The sequence below is a fragment of the Pseudomonas sp. LBUM1655 genome (assembly GCF_059716085.1).
The window spans coordinates 206,879-224,816 of the sequence record NZ_CP166801.1 but is presented as its reverse complement, the minus strand read 5'-3'; the positions used below and the strand labels follow the sequence as shown (position 1 = coordinate 224,816).

18 protein-coding genes are annotated in these 17,938 nt (G+C 59.5%); 6 read left to right on the top strand and 12 right to left on the bottom strand.

The window, feature by feature from the left end:
* The first annotated feature begins 1 nt into the window (after position 1).
* Positions 2 to 1,612 (top strand): arylsulfatase, encoded by a 1,611-nt coding sequence (locus ACA074_RS00985; protein WP_497678267.1) that lies wholly within the window; start codon positions 2 to 4, stop codon positions 1,610 to 1,612.
* 113 nt (positions 1,613 to 1,725) lie between these two features.
* On the opposite strand, the gene ACA074_RS00980 is transcribed toward ACA074_RS00985, so the two are convergent.
* Positions 1,726 to 2,799, bottom strand: coding sequence for a fatty acid desaturase (locus ACA074_RS00980; protein WP_497678266.1), 1,074 nt, complete (start codon positions 2,797 to 2,799; stop codon positions 1,726 to 1,728).
* 100 nt (positions 2,800 to 2,899) lie between these two features.
* Here ACA074_RS00980 and ACA074_RS00975 point away from each other — a divergent pair, with 100 nt between their 5' ends.
* Complete coding sequence (locus ACA074_RS00975; protein WP_187679349.1) at positions 2,900 to 3,904, top strand: AraC family transcriptional regulator; 1,005 nt, start codon at positions 2,900 to 2,902, stop codon at positions 3,902 to 3,904.
* A 3-nt stretch (positions 3,905 to 3,907) separates the two neighbouring features.
* Here ACA074_RS00975 and ACA074_RS00970 read toward each other — a convergent pair whose 3' ends face one another.
* The 4 genes from ACA074_RS00970 to ACA074_RS00955 all read right to left on the bottom strand — a co-directional run bounded on the left by ACA074_RS00970 (position 3,908) and on the right by ACA074_RS00955 (position 7,543).
* Entirely contained in the window at positions 3,908 to 5,131 is a 1,224-nt protein-coding gene (locus tag ACA074_RS00970; RefSeq protein WP_489879625.1) for a type II toxin-antitoxin system HipA family toxin, read from the bottom strand.
* A complete protein-coding gene (locus ACA074_RS00965) occupies positions 5,124 to 5,372 on the bottom strand; it encodes a helix-turn-helix domain-containing protein (protein WP_187679347.1) in 249 nt (82 codons plus the stop codon). Before ACA074_RS00965 ends, ACA074_RS00970 begins: the two co-directional genes overlap by 8 nt.
* Before the next feature lie 112 nt (positions 5,373 to 5,484).
* On the bottom strand, positions 5,485 to 6,873 hold the full coding sequence (locus tag ACA074_RS00960) for a heavy metal sensor histidine kinase (protein ID WP_497678265.1): 1,389 nt from the start codon (positions 6,871 to 6,873) through the stop codon (positions 5,485 to 5,487).
* A complete protein-coding gene (locus ACA074_RS00955) occupies positions 6,863 to 7,543 on the bottom strand; it encodes a heavy metal response regulator transcription factor (protein ID WP_095191643.1) in 681 nt (226 codons plus the stop codon). Before ACA074_RS00955 ends, ACA074_RS00960 begins: the two co-directional genes overlap by 11 nt.
* Before the next feature lie 136 nt (positions 7,544 to 7,679).
* Here ACA074_RS00955 and ACA074_RS00950 point away from each other — a divergent pair, with 136 nt between their 5' ends.
* Together ACA074_RS00950 and uraH are read left to right on the top strand one after the other, a co-directional pair.
* Positions 7,680 to 8,165: a GlcG/HbpS family heme-binding protein gene (locus ACA074_RS00950; protein ID WP_497678264.1), complete on the top strand. Its 486-nt coding sequence runs from the start codon at positions 7,680 to 7,682 to the stop codon at positions 8,163 to 8,165.
* Between the two features lie 11 nt (positions 8,166 to 8,176).
* Entirely contained in the window at positions 8,177 to 8,587 is a 411-nt protein-coding gene (uraH, locus tag ACA074_RS00945) for a hydroxyisourate hydrolase (protein ID WP_401264726.1), read from the top strand.
* A 172-nt stretch (positions 8,588 to 8,759) separates the two neighbouring features.
* Here uraH and ACA074_RS00940 read toward each other — a convergent pair whose 3' ends face one another.
* Positions 8,760 to 9,437: a Crp/Fnr family transcriptional regulator gene (locus ACA074_RS00940; protein ID WP_187681339.1), complete on the bottom strand. Its 678-nt coding sequence runs from the start codon at positions 9,435 to 9,437 to the stop codon at positions 8,760 to 8,762.
* Positions 9,438 to 9,519: 82 nt separating this feature from the next.
* Between ACA074_RS00940 and ACA074_RS00935 the strand changes: the two genes are divergently transcribed.
* A complete protein-coding gene (locus ACA074_RS00935; protein ID WP_497615908.1) occupies positions 9,520 to 10,044 on the top strand; it encodes an Mpo1 family 2-hydroxy fatty acid dioxygenase in 525 nt (174 codons plus the stop codon).
* Positions 10,045 to 10,125: 81 nt separating this feature from the next.
* On the opposite strand, the gene ACA074_RS00930 is transcribed toward ACA074_RS00935, so the two are convergent.
* The 6 genes from ACA074_RS00930 to dibA all read right to left on the bottom strand — a co-directional run bounded on the left by ACA074_RS00930 (position 10,126) and on the right by dibA (position 16,466).
* Complete coding sequence (locus ACA074_RS00930) at positions 10,126 to 11,115, bottom strand: sulfate/molybdate ABC transporter ATP-binding protein (protein WP_401264721.1); 990 nt, start codon at positions 11,113 to 11,115, stop codon at positions 10,126 to 10,128.
* A gap of 3 nt (positions 11,116 to 11,118) precedes the next feature.
* Entirely contained in the window at positions 11,119 to 11,991 is an 873-nt protein-coding gene (gene cysW, locus ACA074_RS00925; protein ID WP_305440789.1) for a sulfate ABC transporter permease subunit CysW, read from the bottom strand.
* Positions 11,992 to 12,003: 12 nt separating this feature from the next.
* Entirely contained in the window at positions 12,004 to 12,822 is an 819-nt protein-coding gene (gene cysT / locus ACA074_RS00920; RefSeq protein ID WP_095191636.1) for a sulfate ABC transporter permease subunit CysT, read from the bottom strand.
* Positions 12,823 to 12,892: 70 nt separating this feature from the next.
* Positions 12,893 to 13,906, bottom strand: a complete 1,014-nt coding sequence (locus ACA074_RS00915) for a sulfate ABC transporter substrate-binding protein (protein ID WP_401264719.1) — start codon at positions 13,904 to 13,906, stop codon at positions 12,893 to 12,895.
* 148 nt (positions 13,907 to 14,054) lie between these two features.
* Positions 14,055 to 14,237, bottom strand: a complete 183-nt coding sequence (gene oscA / locus ACA074_RS00910) for a sulfur starvation response protein OscA (protein WP_022643503.1) — start codon at positions 14,235 to 14,237, stop codon at positions 14,055 to 14,057.
* Between the two features lie 306 nt (positions 14,238 to 14,543).
* Positions 14,544 to 16,466, bottom strand: a complete 1,923-nt coding sequence (gene dibA, locus ACA074_RS00905; RefSeq protein ID WP_497678263.1) for a phosphodiesterase DibA — start codon at positions 16,464 to 16,466, stop codon at positions 14,544 to 14,546.
* 146 nt (positions 16,467 to 16,612) lie between these two features.
* Here dibA and desA point away from each other — a divergent pair, with 146 nt between their 5' ends.
* Positions 16,613 to 17,797 (top strand): delta-9 fatty acid desaturase DesA, encoded by a 1,185-nt coding sequence (gene desA / locus ACA074_RS00900; protein WP_401264713.1) that lies wholly within the window; start codon positions 16,613 to 16,615, stop codon positions 17,795 to 17,797.
* Positions 17,798 to 17,938: the final 141 nt, after the last annotated feature.

Sequence of the window (17,938 nt, the reverse complement as noted above, 5' to 3'; positions counted from 1 at the left end):
GATGCCGCAACGTCCCAATTTTCTGGTGATTCTGGCCGATGATCTCGGCTTCTCCGACCTCGGTGCGTTCGGCGGCGAAATCGCCACGCCGCACCTTGATGCCCTGGCCAACAACGGCCTGCGCCTGACCGATTTCCACACCGCGCCAACCTGCTCGCCGACCCGTTCGATGCTGCTGACCGGCACCGATCACCACATCGCCGGCATCGGCACCATGGCCGAAGCGCTGACGCCGGAACTGATCGGCAAACCGGGTCATGAGGGCTACCTCAACGACCGCGTCGTCGCGCTGCCCGAACTGCTGCGCGAGGCCGGTTACCAGACATTGATGAGCGGCAAATGGCACCTGGGCCTGACCGCTGAACTGGCGCCACACGCACGCGGTTTCGAGCGTTCGTTCTCGCTGTTGCCGGGCGCGGCCAACCATTACGGTTTCGAACCGACCTACGATGAACACACGCCCGGCCTGCTGAAATCTACCCCGGCGCTGTACATCGAGGACGACACGTTCGTCGACAAACTGCCCAAGGATTTCTACTCGTCCGATGCCTTCGGGGACAAGTTGCTGCAATACCTCAAGGAGCGCGATCAGACCCGCCCGTTCTTCGCGTACTTGCCGTTTTCCGCACCGCACTGGCCGTTGCAGGCGCCAGCCGACATTGTCGAGAAATACCGTGGCCGCTACGACGCCGGCCCGGAAGTCTTGCGCCTCGAACGCCTGGAAAAACTCAAGGCACTGGGGCTGATCGAGCCAGACGTCGAGCCGCATCCACTGATCGAGTTGACCGCGCAGTGGGACGCCCTAAGCGTCGAGCAAAAGCAGATTTCCGCGCGGGCAATGGAGGTCTACGCGGCGATGGTTGAGCGCATGGACTGGAACATCGGCCGAGTCGTCGATTACCTGCGCCAGCAAGGGCAACTCGACAACACGTTCATCCTGTTCATGTCCGACAACGGTGCCGAAGGCGCGCTGCTTGAAGCGTTTCCGAAATTCGGCCCGGAGTTGATGACGTATCTGAATCAGCATTACGACAACAGCCTCGACAACATTGGCCGGGCCAATTCCTACGTCTGGTACGGGCCGAGCTGGGCGCAAGTCGCCACCGCGCCGTCGCGGTTGTTCAAGGCATTCACCACTGAGGGCGGGATTCGCGTCCCGGCGCTGCTGCACTATCCGCAATTGCCTTTGAAAGGGCAGATCAGCCATGGCTTCGGCACGGTGATGGACATCACCCCGACCATTCTTGATCTGGCTGGCGTGCGTCATCCGGGCAAACACTGGCGCGGCAAACCGGTCGCGCCGTTGCGCGGTAAATCGTGGCTGGGCTTTTTGTCCGGCGAAACGGCGCAGGTGCATGACGAGCACACGGTGACAGGGTGGGAATTGTTCGGGCGCCGGGCGATTCGCCAAGGGTCGTGGAAAGCGGTGTGGATCCCGGGGCCGGTGGGGCCGGCGACGTGGCAGCTTTATGATCTGGCCAGTGATCCGGGGGAGATTCATGATCTGGCGCTGAAGCAGCCTGACAAGCTCAGCACGTTGATCGGGCATTGGCAGCAGTATGTGGAAGAAACCGGGGTGATTTTGAGTGCTTCGCCGTTTCAGCCGGATTAGATGTTGCCTGACAGATTGCATTCGCGAGCAGGCTCACTCCCACATGTGGATTTGTTAACCCGATCCAATGTGGGAGCGAGCCTGCTCGCGAAGAGGACGTTGAAAATCACCCATCAAGCCCGGACTGTACGTACCCCTTCATTCGTAACCTCATCCCGCCGAACAAACCGGTTCGCCCGCCCGAACGTCCCGAAATCATTAAATCGAACCCCCATCTCCCGCATCACCCTGTGCGCCACCGGCACGGTCATCTGGCGGATGTAAAACGGCTCCTTCACCACAAAATGATGAATTCCGTGACTGCTGCCAAAGTTGAAGCAGAACGCCTGCAACGGCCACAGCCACCACGGGTTCAATACCTGACATTGCTGCAGCACATTGCCCGGCTCGACATCACCGTAGTAATGCATGTTCGAACTGATGAAGTGCAGGCAAAACGTGCGCAGAACATTCGGGCCGATGATCACCACAGCGGCGATATCGATCACCTGCATCACCGCCAGCGTGGTGGCCGACCATTCAATCGGCGAACCCAGCAGATAGGCGATGCCATTGGCCGCATGAAAGCCCAAAAACACATACCACGCGCCCCAATGCACCAGCGCCAGCGGCGCGTAGACCTTGAACACTCGCTTGAGAATGCTCCACTTGTGCGCCCAGGTTGGCGCCCGCAGCAAACGGATGAAGGCCGACATCATGTTGTCGCCGACCATCAGCAGACGCGCAAAGCCCCATGGTTCACCGTTGGTGATCGCGCGCTCTTCCATATCGGCTTCAGTGCCGGAGACCTTGTGGTGATTAAGGTGCAGATGACGGCGAATCCACGGGTTGATCGTGCTCGGTCGCGCCAGCCAGACCAGGCCCATCATCAGGTTGTGCGGCACCCGCTGTTTGCGGAAATACATGCTGTGAATCAGGTCGTGCTCAAGTTCATGGGTCAACGACGCGAAAAACGCGTTGAGCAGCAGGCATACCCACCAAGCCATGTGGCCGGTGATGTACAGCGCTGCGGAACCGATCATCCCGGCCAACGCGAAGGCCAGAATCCCCGCGCCTAGCGCATCCTGATGCTTGAGAATCGGGTAACGCTGACGCAGTTCGATGCCCTTGGCCAGCACCACTTCGCGAATATGCGCTGATCGCTGGGCAGCATTGTGTCGCGGGGGACTTGCAGAAGTACCGTCCATGCTTCCATCCTCTGGGTATTGATGTTCGCATCCTGCCTTGCATGGGTGCGAAACGCGGTAGCCGAGAACGCCAACCTGTTGACCGGAAGCGCCAATCAGCATGAAGGAACCGACCTCCCTCGCCAGTTGGACCCGTGCCTTGCGCAAGCAACTCGATGCGCTGGGGCTGGACAGTATTGACCTGTGCCAAAAGGCCGGGCTTGATCCACAGCTGATGGACGATCCCAACGCCCGCTATCCGCTGTCCGGCACCACGCGCCTGTGGGAGATTGCCGTGCAGGTCAGCGGCGATCCGGCAATCGGTTTGCGCGTGTCACGATTCGTCAGCCCGACTACGTTCCACGCGCTCGGTTATGCGCTGGTGGCCAGCGGCAGTTTGCGTGAGGTGTTCGAGCGCATCGTGCGCTATCACCCGGTGGTCAGCGATGCGCTGGAACTGGATCTGAGCCGCAGCGACGACCGCTATCTGTTCCGTCTGAAGATACCGTCAGGCAATCCTGCGCCAGCCTTCGAAGCGATCGATGCCTTTGCCGCGATCTACGTGCGCACCTGCCGCAATCGCCTCGGCCGTGATTACGCGCCGCTGGCGGTATACCTGCGCCGCACAGAACCTGTCGATGCGCATCAGTGGCACAAAGTCTTTCGTGCACCGGTGCATTTCGCCTCCAGCGAAGATCGCCTGGAATTCGCCATCGAGGACTTCGACAGCCACCTCGACGACGCCAACCCGGAACTGGCCGAACACAATGAGGCTGTGCTCGAACGCACCATGGCACAGCTCAAACCGCTGACCTGGGAGCGCAAGGTGCGCGACGCCATCGAAGAACAACTGCCCGAAGGCGAACCCAGCGCCGAACGCATAGCCCAGGCCTTGCACCTGAGCCTGCGCAGCCTGCAACGGCATCTGGCCGATGAAGGTTGTCGTTTCGATACGCTGCTCAACGAAAGCCGCGAGAACCTCGCGCTGCTGCACCTGCGCGATCCGCAGTGTTCGTTGAGTGAGGTGAGCTATCTGCTGGGATTTGCCGACACCAGCAGCTTCAGCCGCGCGTTCAAGCGCTGGACGGGGATGACACCGGGGCAGTTTCGCGATCAGTTGCGCTGAACGTCAGCCTTTAATCAGGCTGCGCTCCATACCGGATGACCATTGTTCGACCATTGCAGTACCCACATTGGCGAATGCAGGATGAGTGACGCTGTACTCAGACATTTCATCCATTGCCACTCGCATGCCGTCAGCAACTTGCTGCAGTAATTCATTGCAACGAGCCTCAGTCAAATTGCAGGCCGTACGACCAAATCGCATCAGCATTTTGTGCTTTGGCCAAGCTTTCGAGCCGCCTAACAGCAACGCCATACTGTCATTATTAATGTAAACCGAGGTGGTGATGATGTCGTAAGCCGGCGCAAGCCTGACTGCAGACTCCTCGCCACAATTTTCGTACAACACACCGAAATTTTTCAGATGCGCGTCGCCATTTTTCAGCCCTGCAGACAAAGCTACAATTTTGAAAAACGCTTCCAGTGCCTGATTGAGCAATGCAGGTGAAACAAACGCTTTGATCTGCCGGGCCGCACCTTCGTAAGAGCCGTCGTATTTGGCTTTCGACGGCCAGCCGTTGAGCACGCAGAAGTCTTCAAAACCGAGGTAGCCCGTAGCGCTCAAGTCAAAGCGCTCGATAACCAGAAACTTGCCATGCTCGCTGAGCTCGAACTTCGGCACTTCAAGCCCGCTGTGTTGCGCGGCACGCATGCAAAAGTATTCGTTGGTTGCCAACTGCGGATATTCATCGGCACGAAAAGCTTTGACCAAGTGGGTAGACCCTCGATGAGTCAGGCGATCAATGGCGGCCGCACTGTCACGTACCAGCACTTTGGGCTGCACACCTGATACTCCGGAATAATGACCATAGGTTTGCAACAAATCCTCGAACAGGTCTTGCGCACCATCGTGCACCAGCAGATCAGCCAGCGACGTTTCGGGTGGGCGATCCGTCGTCGATGCGCTGGCAATGGATAACCGACCGAGCTGATAGGGGCCGACAATGGCCAGCAATGCAAAATCATCGAATCCGCGAACCGCTTTACTGAAGCGCCGAACCAGTTCGTCACGTAGCGCACCTTCCGGCAGATTCATCTCGAAAACCGGATGGATGCCATGCTCCCAACCATAACTTTCCAGCCGGGACGGCATTGTCAGTGACACGGCGTTTTCGGCACTGGTTTCTTCGCGGTAACTGAACACGCTATCAACTCGCGCTTGCCCGCGCCCCAGAGTGCCTGCCGCTTGCCCGCCGACACAGACGTTCAATCGATCCGTCGACTCAGTCATGGAAATTTACCTTTTGCAGCGTATCGAGTGTCGGGCGCCGGGACTGACGCGGAACCGCCATCAACTCATAGCCGAACCCGTTCAGGATCGCTTCTACTTTGCGCAATCCGATTTCGGAGACCGTGTTGTTTTCGATTCCCGAGATCGTCGCGCGACTCATACCGTATTGCTGAGCCAACGCCTGTTGAGACATGTTGTTCGCCTTGCGCAGGGCTCTAATCAATTCACCAAGCTGTTCCATTGCCATTTCCTGCATTACTTACGATGCAAATAGAATTATTTAATTAACTTTGCATCGTATTTGATGCACTCATTGAACAAGGTTAGCCTAATTCCGAGTGATCAAGAAGTAATCACTGGCTCACCACAAACCCCAGCTCAAAAACAGTGCCCGCCGCATCACTGCTCACCCGCACCTGCCCGCCATGCAGTTGCATGATCGATTGCACAATTGCCAACCCTAATCCGCCCGAATCACCCGGCTCGGCGCGGGCCGGGTCGACGCGGTAGAAGCGGTCGAACAGTTTGCCCAGATGCTCGGCGCCAATGGCCGGGCCGTGGTTGTGTACCTGCAACCAGCAAACGCCCGGCTCATCGCAGCGACGCAGGCAGATCGAGGTGCCTGGATCGGCATGCCGCACCGCGTTGGCGAGCAGATTGCCGAGGGCACGTTGCAGCAGTTGCTGGTCGGCGCGGAGCTCGCCGTGCAACTGGTTTTGCAGACGCAGGTCGCGGTCGTCGGCCAGCGCTTCGAAGTAATCACAGAGTTCGCCACCCACTTCCTGCAGATCCAGGCTGCGCAGGTCGAGCGCACGCTCGGCCTGTTCGGCGCGGGCGAGGAACATCAGATTTTCCGCCATGCGCTTGAGTCGCTCGAACTCTTCCATGTTCGACGCCAGCACTTCCTGATATTCCGCCGTGCTGCGCGGGTGATTGAGTGCCTGGCCGTTGCTGGCGAGCAAGGTGTGCAGCGGCGTGCGGATCTCGTGAGCGAGGTCGGCAGAGAACTGCGACAGGCGCTGCACGCTGTCCTCCAGACGCGCCAGCATGCCGTTCAAGGCTTGCACCGGTTCGAGCAATTCGGCGGGTGTATTAGTGGCGGGCAAACGCTGATCGAGACTGCGCAGATCGATGCCGCGCACCGCTTCGCTTAACTGGCGCAACGGTTGCAGACCACGGCGCAGCAACAGCAACCCCAATGCAAAAGCGAGCAGCGCGCCGAGCCCGATCGCCAGGTACAGCCGCATGCGATAACTGGCGAGCATCTGCTCGCGTTCGCTCAACACCTTGCCGGCGATCACGGTCAGCCACTCGCCGCTCGGCCCTTGGGCTTCGCCGGACAACAAGGCCACCTCTGCACCGTCCGGCGCCTGCCAGGTCAGCACGTCACGGCGCTGCGGCGCTTGATCGCGAGGGATGGCGTTGAGCGCCGGTAATTCGCGCTGGCGCGGGTTGATGCTGATCACGCTGGAGCCGTCGGCGCGTCGCACCAGCAACAGGCTGTCGAGATTACCCAGCATGTTCTGGTACAGCCGTGGCCGCGCCTGCAAGGCGTCGAGGCTGTCGCTGTCGGCGAGCAAGGCGCGTACCTGCTCCAGTCGACCGAGCAAGGCCAGATCGTCGCGCCATGCGATTTCCGCAGCGAGCGAGCGGTAAAGGAACACGCCGATCGCGCTCAGTACCAAGGCGCAGACGACGGCGAACGCCAGTGCCAGGCGCCAGGCGATCGACCTAGAGCGCATCGTCAGGCGCTTCCAGCTGATAACCGACGCCGCGCACGGTGTGGATAAGTTTCGGCATGTACGGATCGTCAACCTTGGAGCGCAAACGACGCACCGCGACTTCGACCATGTTGGTGTCGCTGTCGAAATTCAGGTTCCACACTTGCGAGGCAATCAGCGTGCGCGACAACACTTCGCCCTGACGACTGGCGAGCAAATGCAGCAGCGCGAATTCCTTGTTGGTCAAGGAAATGCGCTGGCCGCCACGACTGACGCGGCGGCGCAGCACGTCGATTTCCAGATCGGCGATGCTGTACGACTCGGCCTCGCGCATCGGCCCGCGCCGCAGCAATGTGCGCACGCGCGCGAGCAATTCGGCGAAGGCGAAGGGTTTGAGCAAGTAATCGTCGGCGCCCAGTTCGAGGCCGCGCACGCGGTCTTCGATGGCGTCCTTGGCGGTCAGGAACAGCACCGGCGTGGCGCCGCGCTGGCGGATCAGTTGCAGCAATTGCCAGCCGTTGAGGCCCGGCAACATCACGTCGAGGATGATCAGGTCGTATTCCTGCTGCTCGATGAAATAGCGCCCGTCGAGGCCATTGAGCGCCACATCCACGGCGAATCCGGACTCGCCCAGCCCTTTGGCAAGGAAATTGGCGGTTTTGGCTTCATCTTCTACGACCAGCAAACGCATGGCACACCTCGATTGATCAGGCACACAGGCTAGGCGCCTTCGGCGGCGTTGCCCATTACAAACTTGTAATCCGACTGACGAGGTTCTGACGAAGTCCGGCGGCTAAGGTGGCGACCTTCGCTTTCGGAGCCTGCTCATGACCGTCAAATACCTTGTTGCCAGCCTGGCCATCGGCCTCAGCGCCAGTGTTTTCGCCGCCCCTGAACTGCCGCGCCACGCTGATCTCGACCTGAAAACCGCACGCCTGCTGGCCTATACCGCAATGGGCAATTGCACTGGCACGGTGTCGGTGCTCGACCGTGGCGGCAACTTGCTGGTGACGATGCGTGGCGACGGTGTCGGCCCGCACAACACCGCTGCCAGCCAGCGCAAGGCCTACACGGCGCTGTCGACGAAAACCCCAACCCGCTTGTTCGCCGAGCGCGCTCGCAGCAACCCGGAAACCGCCAACCTCAACACCCTCGACGAATTGCTGCTGCTTGGCGGCGGCATTCCGCTGTTCGCTGGCAATGAATTGGTCGGCGCCATGGGCGTGGCCGGTTCCGGTGGCGGCGAGCAAGACGAAACCTGTGCCACCCGCGCCGCCGACAAGGCCGGCCTGTCCATCACCCGTTCCCAATAAGGAGTTTCATCATGACGACCCTGCGCATGACCTTCGCCGCACTCGGCCTGAGTGCTTTCTCAAGCCTGGCCCTGGCCGCCGGCAACCCGCTGAGCGTCCACGTGCTCAACCTGGAAAATGGCCTGCCTTCGCCGGGCGTCAACGTGACGCTGGAAAAACACGTCGGCCAGAACTGGCAGCCGTTGGCCGAAGGCACCACCAACGAACAAGGGCGCATCGCCGAACTGTTCCCGGCCAAACAGCCGTTCGAAGCAGGTGAATACCGGGTGGTGTTCAAGACCGGTGAGTACTTCAAAAAGACCCAACACGAAACGTTCTTTCCGGAGATTCCGGTGATTTTCGAAGTGAAACAGACGGATCAGCACTATCACATCCCGTTGCTGCTGAGCCCATATGGCTTCTCGACCTATCGCGGTTCCTGAGCCACACACCTTGTCCGTGTAAGAGTGAGCTCTGTGGTGAGGGGATTTATCCCCGACCGACTGCGTAGCAGTCGCCGAACTTTTCATTGCAGGTTTGGGGCGGCTGCGCCACCCATCGGGGATAAATCCCCTCACCACAAAGGCTCACTCCTACATTGATCGATGTGAATTATTAGATTGTGGCCAGCGCACGTAATCGCACCGCATCAAGAATTTCGATCTCACCGTAAGCCAAGCCAATAATCCCCTGCCCCTGCAACTCCTTGAGAATCTGATTGGTGGTTTGCCGTGACAGCGAGAGCATCGACGCCAACTGCTCCTGCGGCAGTTGCAGCACTCGACGGGGCGCATCAATCTCGCCATAGCCCTCGGCGATCATCAGCAAGCGATGCGCCAGCCGCGCCGGCGCTGGCAGCAGACTCAACTGTTCGAGATTGATAAACGTCAGGCGCAGCTTATGGCTCATCAACAGCGCCAGGTGCCGCCAGTACACCGGTTGCTCGTCGAGCAATTTCAGCATTGTATTCTGCGGAATATTCAGCAACGTGCACGGCCCGACGGCAAAGGCGTCATGGGTGCGTGGCTGACCGTCGAACAGACAAATTTCGCCGAACCAGTGCGGCGCCTCGACCAGACTCAACAACGCTTCCTTGCCCTGCTCGCTCACCGCGCTGATACGCACGGCGCCATCGAGCACGGCGTACAAACCGCATGGTGGATCGCCACGCTGAAACAGGCGCTGCCCTGCCGTCAGCCGCCGCTCCCGGGCCGCCGCCAGCAGACTATCCTGAAAGGACGCAGGCAAATGACTGAACCACTGCCCGGTCAGCAGCCGTGAACGCATATCCATGAAAACTCCTGATTGTCGGCTGCCTGACAGAACGAACGCTCAACCCGGGGCATGCTGCAATCACCCTACAGGAGGAACAACAATGAAAAGCCTCGTCGATCACTTGAGTCAATACGCCGCCTACCACCGTGACCCGCGCAACATTGCCAGCCACTTTATCGGCATTCCGCTGATTGTGGTGGCGGTGGCGGTTTTGCTGTCGCGTCCGGAATGGTCGTTGGGCGGGTTGTGGATTTCACCGGCCGTGATCGTGGCGCTCGCTTCGGCGTGGTTTTACCTGCGCCTGGAAGTGAAGCTCGGTGTGCTGATGACAGTGCTGATGGGGCTTTCGGTGTGGGCCGGGCATGTACTGGCGCAGCAGAGCACCATGGTCTGGCTGAGCAGTGGTCTGGCAATGTTTGTGATTGGCTGGGTGATTCAGTTTGTCGGGCACCACTATGAAGGGCGCAAACCGGCGTTTGTCGATGATGTGAGCGGGCTGATTGTCGGGCCGCTGTTTGTCGTGGCCGAGTTGGCGTTCCTGCTCGGGATGCGCCAGCAGTTGAAAGAGCAGATCGAGTCTCGGGCGGGGGCGGTGCGGGTCAATCCGAATCGGGCGGCTGTCTAGATAGCTTTCGCGAGCAGGCTCGCTCCCACAGGGAAATGCATTCCAAATGTGGGAGCGAGCCTGCTCGCGAAGCTTTTGATTTTAAATGCTGGCGACTTTCTGCCAGACCTTCGGCTTGAAGAACAGGGTCTCACCCTTGGCCAGGCCCGTCAGGCTGTCGTGATCCTTCACCACTTCGGCCTCGATCAGATCTGTCTGCCCTTCCACCTTCAACGTCACCCGCGTGGTCGCGCCCAGCGGCCGGATATCGCGGACTTCGGCGGCGTGGTGATCCTCCAGCTCATGCCGCGACAGCGACACTTCATGCGGACGGAACAGCACGTGATTGTCATCGCCCAGGTGCAGACGGTTCGAATCACCGAGGAAGTGATAAACGAAATCACTGGCCGGGTTTTCGTAGACGTCGCCCGGTGAGCCGATCTGCTCGATCACACCTTTGTTCATCACCACGATACGGTCGGCAACTTCCATCGCTTCTTCCTGGTCGTGGGTCACGAAAACCGAGGTCAAGTTGATGTCTTCGTGCAAACGCGCGAGCCAGCGGCGCAGTTCTTTACGCACCTTGGCGTCGAGGGCGCCGAAGGGTTCGTCGAGCAACAGCACTTTCGGCTCCACCGCCAAGGCACGGGCCAGCGCGATCCGCTGACGCTGACCACCGGACAGTTGCTCCGGGTAACGATCCGACAGCCAGTCCAGTTGCACCATGTTCAGCAGTTCATGAACCTTGGTTGCGATCTGGCTTTCAGTCGGGCGCTGATTTTTCGGCTTCATGCGCAGGCCGAACGCGACGTTGTCAAACACCGTCATGTGCCGGAACAAGGCGTAGTGCTGGAACACGAAGCCGACGTTGCGATCACGTACGTCGTGGCCGGAAACGTCTTCACCGTGAAACACGATGTTGCCCTGATCCGGAGTTTCCAGACCGGCAATAATGCGCAGCAAGGTAGTCTTGCCGCAGCCCGACGGGCCGAGCAGCGCGACCAGTTCACCGCTGTGAATGTCCAGGCTGATGTTGTCCAGCGCCTTGAACGCATTGAAATTCTTGCTGACGTTACGCACTTCGATCGACATGAATTATTCCTCCGCGGCGCTGGCGCGCAGGCGGTTGATACGGTTTTCGCTCCACTGCTTGGCCAGCAGGATAAAGAGCGCCAGGATCAGCAACAGGCTCGCCACGGCGAACGCGGCCACGTGGTTGTATTCGTTGTAGAGGATCTCGACGTGCAGCGGCAAGGTGTTGGTCACCCCGCGAATGTGCCCGGAAACCACCGACACCGCACCGAACTCACCCATGGCCCGCGCGGTACACAGCACCACGCCATAGATCAGGCCCCACTTGATGTTGGGGACGGTGACGTACCAGAACATCTGCCAGCCATTGGCGCCGAGCAGACGCGCGGCTTCCTCTTCCTGAGTGCCTTGCTCCTGCATCAGCGGGATCAGTTCACGGGCCACGAACGGCACGGTGACGAAAATCGTCGCCAGCACGATGCCCGGCAGCGCAAAGACGATCTGAATGTCGTGATCCTGCAACCACGGCCCGAACAGACCCTGAGCGCCGAACATCAGCACGTAGACCAGACCTGCGATCACCGGCGACACCGAAAACGGCAAGTCGATCAGCGTCACCAGCATGCTCTTGCCGCGGAACGAGTATTTGCTCACGCACCACGCGGCGCTGACGCCGAACACCAGGTTCAGCGGCACCGAAATCAGCACGGCGAACACGGTGAGCTTCAGTGCCGACAGCGCATCCGGTTCAAAGATCGCGGTAAAGAACGCGCCGAGACCGTTCTTCAAGCCCTGCGACACCACGATGAACAGCGGCAGCAGCAAAAACAGGAAAAAGATCAGCCAGCCGAGACCGATCAGAATGCGCCGCGACGTGGCACTGCCGCGGCGCGCAGCGTTGGCCGAGGAAGCGGCCGCAATAGACGATTGGGACATGTTCGCGCCTCCTTATGGGGTTTCGATGCGCCGCTGCAGCAAGTTGATCAGCAGCAACAGGACGAAGGAAACCACCAGCATCAGCACGCCGATGGCAGTGGCGCCGGTGTAATCGTATTGGTCGAGTTTGACCATGATCAGCAGCGGCAGAATCTCGGTTTTCATCGGCATGTTGCCGGCGATGAAAATCACCGAACCGTACTCGCCAACACCACGGGCAAACGCCAGGGCAAAACCGGTCAGCCACGCGGGCAGCAGCGCCGGCACCAGAATATGGCGGAACACTTGCCACGGTTTGGCACCGAGGCAGGCGGCGGCTTCTTCGACTTCACGGGGGATATCGGCCAGCACCGGTTGCACCGTGCGTACCACGAACGGCAGGGTCACGAAGGTCAGTGCGAGGGTGATACCCAACGGGGTGTAGGCGATCTTGAAGCCGAGGTCGGCGGCAAACTGGCCGACCAGGCCGGCCGGCGCGTACAGCGCGGTCAGCGCGATACCGGCCACGGCCGTCGGCAGGGCGAACGGCAGATCGATCATCGCGTCGATGACCTTGCGCCCCGGGAAGGTGTAGCGCACCAGCACCCAGGCCAGCAGTGTGCCGATGATGCCGTTGATGATCGCGGCACACAGCGCGGTGCCGAAGCTCAGCTTCAGTGCAGCCAGTACGCGCGGCGCAGAGATGATCGTCCAGAACTGATCCCAGGTGAGCTGCGAGGCGTGAATGAACATCGCCGCCAGCGGGATTAGCACAATCAGGCTGAGGTACACCAAGGTGTAACCCAGCGTCAGCCCGAAGCCGGGTATGACGGGGGAGATACGACGCGACATAAAAGTCCCTGGTTAAAAAATGCGCGAAGCCCCGAAGGTAAATCCGGGGCTTGTTTATGGCTATGAAAACTTACTGCGCCTGATAAATCTGGTCGAACACGCCACCGTCATTGAAGAATTTCGGTTGCGCGGTTTTCCAGCCGCCGAAGTCCTTGTCGATGGTCACCAGTTCCAGTTTCGGGAACTGCTGGGCGTATTTGGCGGCCACGTCCTTGTCACGCGGACGGTAGAAATTCTTCGCCGCGATTTCCTGACCGGCCGGGCTGTAGAGATGCTTTAGATAGGCTTCGGCGATCTGCTCGTTACCCTTCTTCGCTGCGTTCTTGTCGACCACGGCCACCGGTGGTTCGGCGAGGATCGACAGTGAAGGCACGACGATGTCGAACTTGTCCGCGCCGCCATCTTCTTTCAGCGCCAGGAATGCTTCGTTCTCCCAAGCCAGCAACACGTCACCCTGACCGTTGTTGACGAAGGTGATGGTCGAGCCGCGAGCGCCGGTGTCGAGAATCGGCACGTGCTTGAACAGCGTCTGCACGTATTCTTTGGCTTTTTCTTCGCTGCCGCCATTGGCTTTCAGGCCGTAGGCCCACGCGGCGAGGAAGTTCCAGCGCGCACCGCCGGAGGTTTTCGGGTTCGGCGTGATCACCGAGACGTCGTTCTTGACCAGATCGCCCCAGTCCTTGATGCCTTTCGGGTTGCCCTTGCGCACCAGGAACACAATGGTCGAGGTGTACGGCGTGCTCGCTTCCGGCAGACGCTTCTGCCAGTCGGCCGGCAGGGTCTTGCCGAGTTTGGCGATTTCGTCGATGTCACCGGCCAGAGCCAGGGTCACCACGTCGGCACGCAGGCCGTCGATCACCGCACGGCCCTGCTTGCCCGAGCCGCCATGGGACTGCTGGATTTTCACGGTGTCGCCGGCATGGTCCTTCTGCCAGAACTTGATGAATTCGGCGTTGTAGTCCTGATACAGCTCGCGCGTCGGGTCATACGACACGTTGAGCAGCTCGTAATCCTTGGCAACCGCGGAACCGGCAAACACAGCGCTGGCCAGCGCGGCCAAAGCGTAACGGCGAATCGACGACATGGTGAAAGCTCCTGGAATTCTGGGTGATGGCTTTTTCTTATGTACTGCTGAAATCGGGTTCCGCTGAAAGATCGCCGCCTTCGCCAGCTCGTGTACACAGCCCCCTGTAGGAGCTGCCGAAGGCTCGGGCCGCGATCGGACGATCTTTTTAGCTCGGCTTGTTGCCCGGCTGCTGCAAACGGAATTTCTCTTTGCGTTCGATCTGGACGACTTGAGCGTTGTGCACAGTGATCTCCACCGCGCCGAACCGCAGATCGCGCAGGGCACTCTGGATTTCACGCAAGATGGTGGCTTCGTCCTGACCGTCAACGCTGCGAAGGGATGCGCTCATGGTGCTGCTCCTTTGAATGGGATTTGCCTGGCAGTGGGCGGCACTGCGTTCGGCGTGGGAGCAATATAAGAGAGGGATAGATATTCTTAAAAAGACTATTTAAGAATGTTTATATAACTAGAAAACATTATGAGAGAGGGCAAGGGTCTGCACGGTGTTCATCGCGTTTGAAACCTGCATGAAACCTAGTGGTGAGGGGATTTATCCCCGATGGACTGCGCAGCAGTCCCATTTTTTGGGATCGCTGCGCGACCCATCGGGGATAAATCCCCTCGCCACAATAATTTCCTTCAGCCACAGAGGGGTTCAGCCAATCACCGGGGCGCGTGCCCAATCTATATCCAACGCCGGCACCGGCCGCCCAAACCAGTAGCCCTGCCCCAGATCGCACTCCTGCGCCAACAGAAATGCCGCCTGCTCAGCCTGCTCGATCCCCTCGGCATGCACCTGCATGCCCATGCTGCGGGCCAGCGCGATGATCACCCGGACAATTGCAGCGTCATCCTCGTCCCACGGCAATCCAGCGACGAAACCCTGATCGATTTTGAGCTTCTGCACGGGCAAGCGCTTGAGTCGCAACAGCGAAGAATAGCCGGTGCCGAAATCATCGATGGCCAGACGAATGCCCAATTCGCGCAAGCGATGCATCTGCTCAAGCGCCACTTCCGGATCGTCCATCACCGCGCTTTCGGTCACTTCCAGTTCGAGATACGCCGGATCCAGCCCGGTATCGCGCAGCACCTGTGCCACCTGCTGATACAGCTCGCGCCGGGCGAAAAGCCGCGACGACACATTCACCGCGACAAACGCCAGTACCACCCCGGCCTGCTGCCATTGGCACATCTGCCGACACGCCTGCTGCATCACCCAAGCGTCGATTTCGGCGATCAACCCGGTGCGTTCGGCAATTGGAATGAACTCCGCCGGCGACACCAGACCGCGCTGCGGATGCTCCCAGCGCACCAAAGCTTCAACACCGATCAGGCGACCGGTGTTGAGGTCATGCACCGGTTGGTAGAAAACCCGCAGTTCCTGCTGCTCCAGCGCTCGGCGCAATTCGAAGGCAATCTCAACCCGCTGTTGGGCATGGGCGGTGAGTTCTTCGGTGTACAACGCGTAACCGTTACGCCCGCTGCCCTTGGCCTTGAACAACGCCGCATCGGCATTGCGCAACAATTGATCGGCGCTCAGTGCATCGCTGGGAAACAGGCTGATGCCGATGCTGGCGTTGATAAACAGTTCGTGGCCGTCGATGCAAAACGACTCCTTGAGCGCGTCGAGAATGCGCTGGCCCAGCGCCGCTGCCTGACCGGGCTGTGGACAACTTTCCGCCAGCACCGCGAACTCGTCGCCGCCGAGTCGCGCCAGCGTGATGCCGGTGCCGAACAGCACCTGCAAACGCGCCGCCACAGCTTTGAGCAAGCGGTCGCCGACGTTATGCCCGAGGCTGTCGTTGATCATCTTGAAGTGATCCAGATCGAGCAACAGCAACGCACAGCCACGCTTGTGGGTCTGCGCCGAAGCCAGTGCCTGCTCGGCGCGGTCGCCGAACAGCAGGCGATTGGGCAGGTCGGTCAGCGGATCGTGGTGGGCAAGGTGCTTGAGTTCGTGCTCGGAATGCTTGATCGCACTGATGTCGGAAAACACCGCGACGTAATGACTGACCTGGCTCTTTTGATCATCGTGGATGACGCGGATGGTTTGCCACTGCGGATAGATTTCGCCGCTTTTGCGACGGTTCCAGATCTCGCCACTCCACTCGCCCTGGCTTTCCAGCGTCGCGAACATCGCCTGATAGAAACCCGGCGGATGGTGGCCTGACTTCAACAGACTGGGTTGCTGGCCGAGGACTTCATCGCGCTGATAACCGGTGATCTCGATGAACGCGCGGTTGACGTGCACGATCAGGCCCCGGCGGTCAGTGACCAGCACGCCTTCGCGGGTGCAGTCGAACACCGCAGCCGCTTGACGCAAGCGTTCGCGATCAGCGTGACGCTCACGCAGACGCGCACCAATGCCGAGAAATTCGCATAACCGCGCCCGCGCCAGGAAGATCAGCCCGGCGCTGAACGCCGCAAAGACATAACCGTTGATCAGTTGCCATCGCGCCAGATCAACGGAGTTATCGAAGAAACTGTTTAATAAATAACCAGTACCTTGCAGCCAGACCACCGCAAGTACGAGATAGAGCAGCGATGCACGCAAGGCATCGCGATAAGTGGCATACATTCGGCCGTCCATGTCCCTACAAAAAGGTTGGAATTATAGGTCAAGAAACATCCAGCGACTCTTATCTGAAAGGGCGACTGGTTTTATCTGTGTGCTTGGTGATAATGCAACGGCTGTTTTTATCTTTATCGAGGGCCCTATAGCCTATGTGGTACGAAGGTTTTCTTGGCTTGTCGGCCTGGTCACTGGTCGCAGTCACCCTGCTGATGACCCATGTGACAATTGTCGCCGTCACGGTCTATCTGCACCGTTACTCGGCCCATCGCTCACTGGAGCTGAATGCTGGCCTGAAACACTTTTTCCGCTTCTGGCTGTGGTTGACCACGGCGCAGAACACCCGCGAGTGGACCGCCATCCACCGTAAACACCATGCCAAATGCGAAACCGAAGATGACCCGCACAGTCCGGTCGTCAAGGGTTTGTCCACCGTTCTGCGCAAAGGCGCCGAACTGTATCGCGCCGAGGCCGAAAACCCGGAAACCCTGCGCATCTACGGCAAGAATTGCCCGGAAGACTGGATCGAGCGCAACGTCTACAGCCGCTATCCGCTGCTGGGCGTGGCGATCATGGGCGTTATCGACCTGCTGCTGTTCGGCACCATCGGCATCACCATCTGGGCGATCCAGATGATGTGGATCCCGGTATGGGCTGCCGGCGTGGTCAATGGTCTGGGCCATGCCATCGGTTACCGCAATTTCGAATGCCGTGACGCGGCGACCAATCTGGTGCCGTGGGGCATCCTGATCGGCGGCGAAGAACTGCATAACAACCATCACACCTACCCTAACTCGGCCAAGCTGTCGGTGAAGAAGTGGGAGTTCGACCTCGGTTGGGCGTGGATCAAAGTCTTCAGCTTCCTGCGTCTGGCCAAGGTGCAACGTGTAGCGCCGATTGCCCATCGCGTCGAAGGCAAGGGCAATCTGGATATGGACACCGCCATGGCGATCCTCAACAACCGCTTCCAGATCATGGCCCAATACCGCAAATTGGTTATCGGCCCGCTGGTCAAGCAGGAACTGGCCAAGGTCGATCATTCGGTGCGTCACCAGTTCCACCGGGCCAAACGCCTGTTGTCGCGGGAAACCAGCCTGTTGGAAGATCGTCATCACGCACGCATCCAGAACATGCTCGAGCACAGCCAGTCGTTGAAGGTAATTTACGAAAAACGCCTGGCCCTGCAGCAGATCTGGGTCAAGACCAGCGCAAATGGCCACGACATGCTCGCCGCCATAAAGGAATGGATTCACGAGGCCGAAGCCAGTGGCATCCAGTCCCTGCGCGAATTTGCCGACCAGTTGAAAACCTACTCGCTGCGTCCTGCGGCAGTCTGAGACCGTTGATCGGTGCGCCCGAACTCCCGGGCGCACCCTTCGGAACTTCACCCTAAATCCCCTATCTCAAAGACTTCGCCATTCCGGCGGGTTTAGGCGTGGCCGTTGTTGTCGACACGGCACGCTCTCTGAGATCTGTGC

Excerpts from the sequence above, each read along its gene's own strand:
- ACA074_RS00985 (WP_497678267.1), top strand. The coding sequence starts at position 2 with ATGCCGCAACGTCCCAATTTTCTGGTGATTCTGGCCGATGATCTCGGC.
- ACA074_RS00980 (WP_497678266.1), bottom strand. The coding sequence starts at position 2,799 with ATGGACGGTACTTCTGCAAGTCCCCCGCGACACAATGCTGCCCAGCGA.
- ACA074_RS00975 (WP_187679349.1), top strand. The coding sequence starts at position 2,900 with ATGAAGGAACCGACCTCCCTCGCCAGTTGGACCCGTGCCTTGCGCAAG.
- ACA074_RS00970 (WP_489879625.1), bottom strand. The coding sequence starts at position 5,131 with ATGACTGAGTCGACGGATCGATTGAACGTCTGTGTCGGCGGGCAAGCG.
- ACA074_RS00965 (WP_187679347.1), bottom strand. The coding sequence starts at position 5,372 with ATGGAACAGCTTGGTGAATTGATTAGAGCCCTGCGCAAGGCGAACAAC.
- ACA074_RS00960 (WP_497678265.1), bottom strand. The coding sequence starts at position 6,873 with ATGCGCTCTAGGTCGATCGCCTGGCGCCTGGCACTGGCGTTCGCCGTC.
- ACA074_RS00955 (WP_095191643.1), bottom strand. The coding sequence starts at position 7,543 with ATGCGTTTGCTGGTCGTAGAAGATGAAGCCAAAACCGCCAATTTCCTT.
- ACA074_RS00950 (WP_497678264.1), top strand. The coding sequence starts at position 7,680 with ATGACCGTCAAATACCTTGTTGCCAGCCTGGCCATCGGCCTCAGCGCC.
- uraH (WP_401264726.1), top strand. The coding sequence starts at position 8,177 with ATGACGACCCTGCGCATGACCTTCGCCGCACTCGGCCTGAGTGCTTTC.
- ACA074_RS00940 (WP_187681339.1), bottom strand. The coding sequence starts at position 9,437 with ATGGATATGCGTTCACGGCTGCTGACCGGGCAGTGGTTCAGTCATTTG.
- ACA074_RS00935 (WP_497615908.1), top strand. The coding sequence starts at position 9,520 with ATGAAAAGCCTCGTCGATCACTTGAGTCAATACGCCGCCTACCACCGT.
- ACA074_RS00930 (WP_401264721.1), bottom strand. The coding sequence starts at position 11,115 with ATGTCGATCGAAGTGCGTAACGTCAGCAAGAATTTCAATGCGTTCAAG.
- cysW (WP_305440789.1), bottom strand. The coding sequence starts at position 11,991 with ATGTCCCAATCGTCTATTGCGGCCGCTTCCTCGGCCAACGCTGCGCGC.
- cysT (WP_095191636.1), bottom strand. The coding sequence starts at position 12,822 with ATGTCGCGTCGTATCTCCCCCGTCATACCCGGCTTCGGGCTGACGCTG.
- ACA074_RS00915 (WP_401264719.1), bottom strand. The coding sequence starts at position 13,906 with ATGTCGTCGATTCGCCGTTACGCTTTGGCCGCGCTGGCCAGCGCTGTG.
- oscA (WP_022643503.1), bottom strand. The coding sequence starts at position 14,237 with ATGAGCGCATCCCTTCGCAGCGTTGACGGTCAGGACGAAGCCACCATC.
- dibA (WP_497678263.1), bottom strand. The coding sequence starts at position 16,466 with ATGTATGCCACTTATCGCGATGCCTTGCGTGCATCGCTGCTCTATCTC.
- desA (WP_401264713.1), top strand. The coding sequence starts at position 16,613 with ATGTGGTACGAAGGTTTTCTTGGCTTGTCGGCCTGGTCACTGGTCGCA.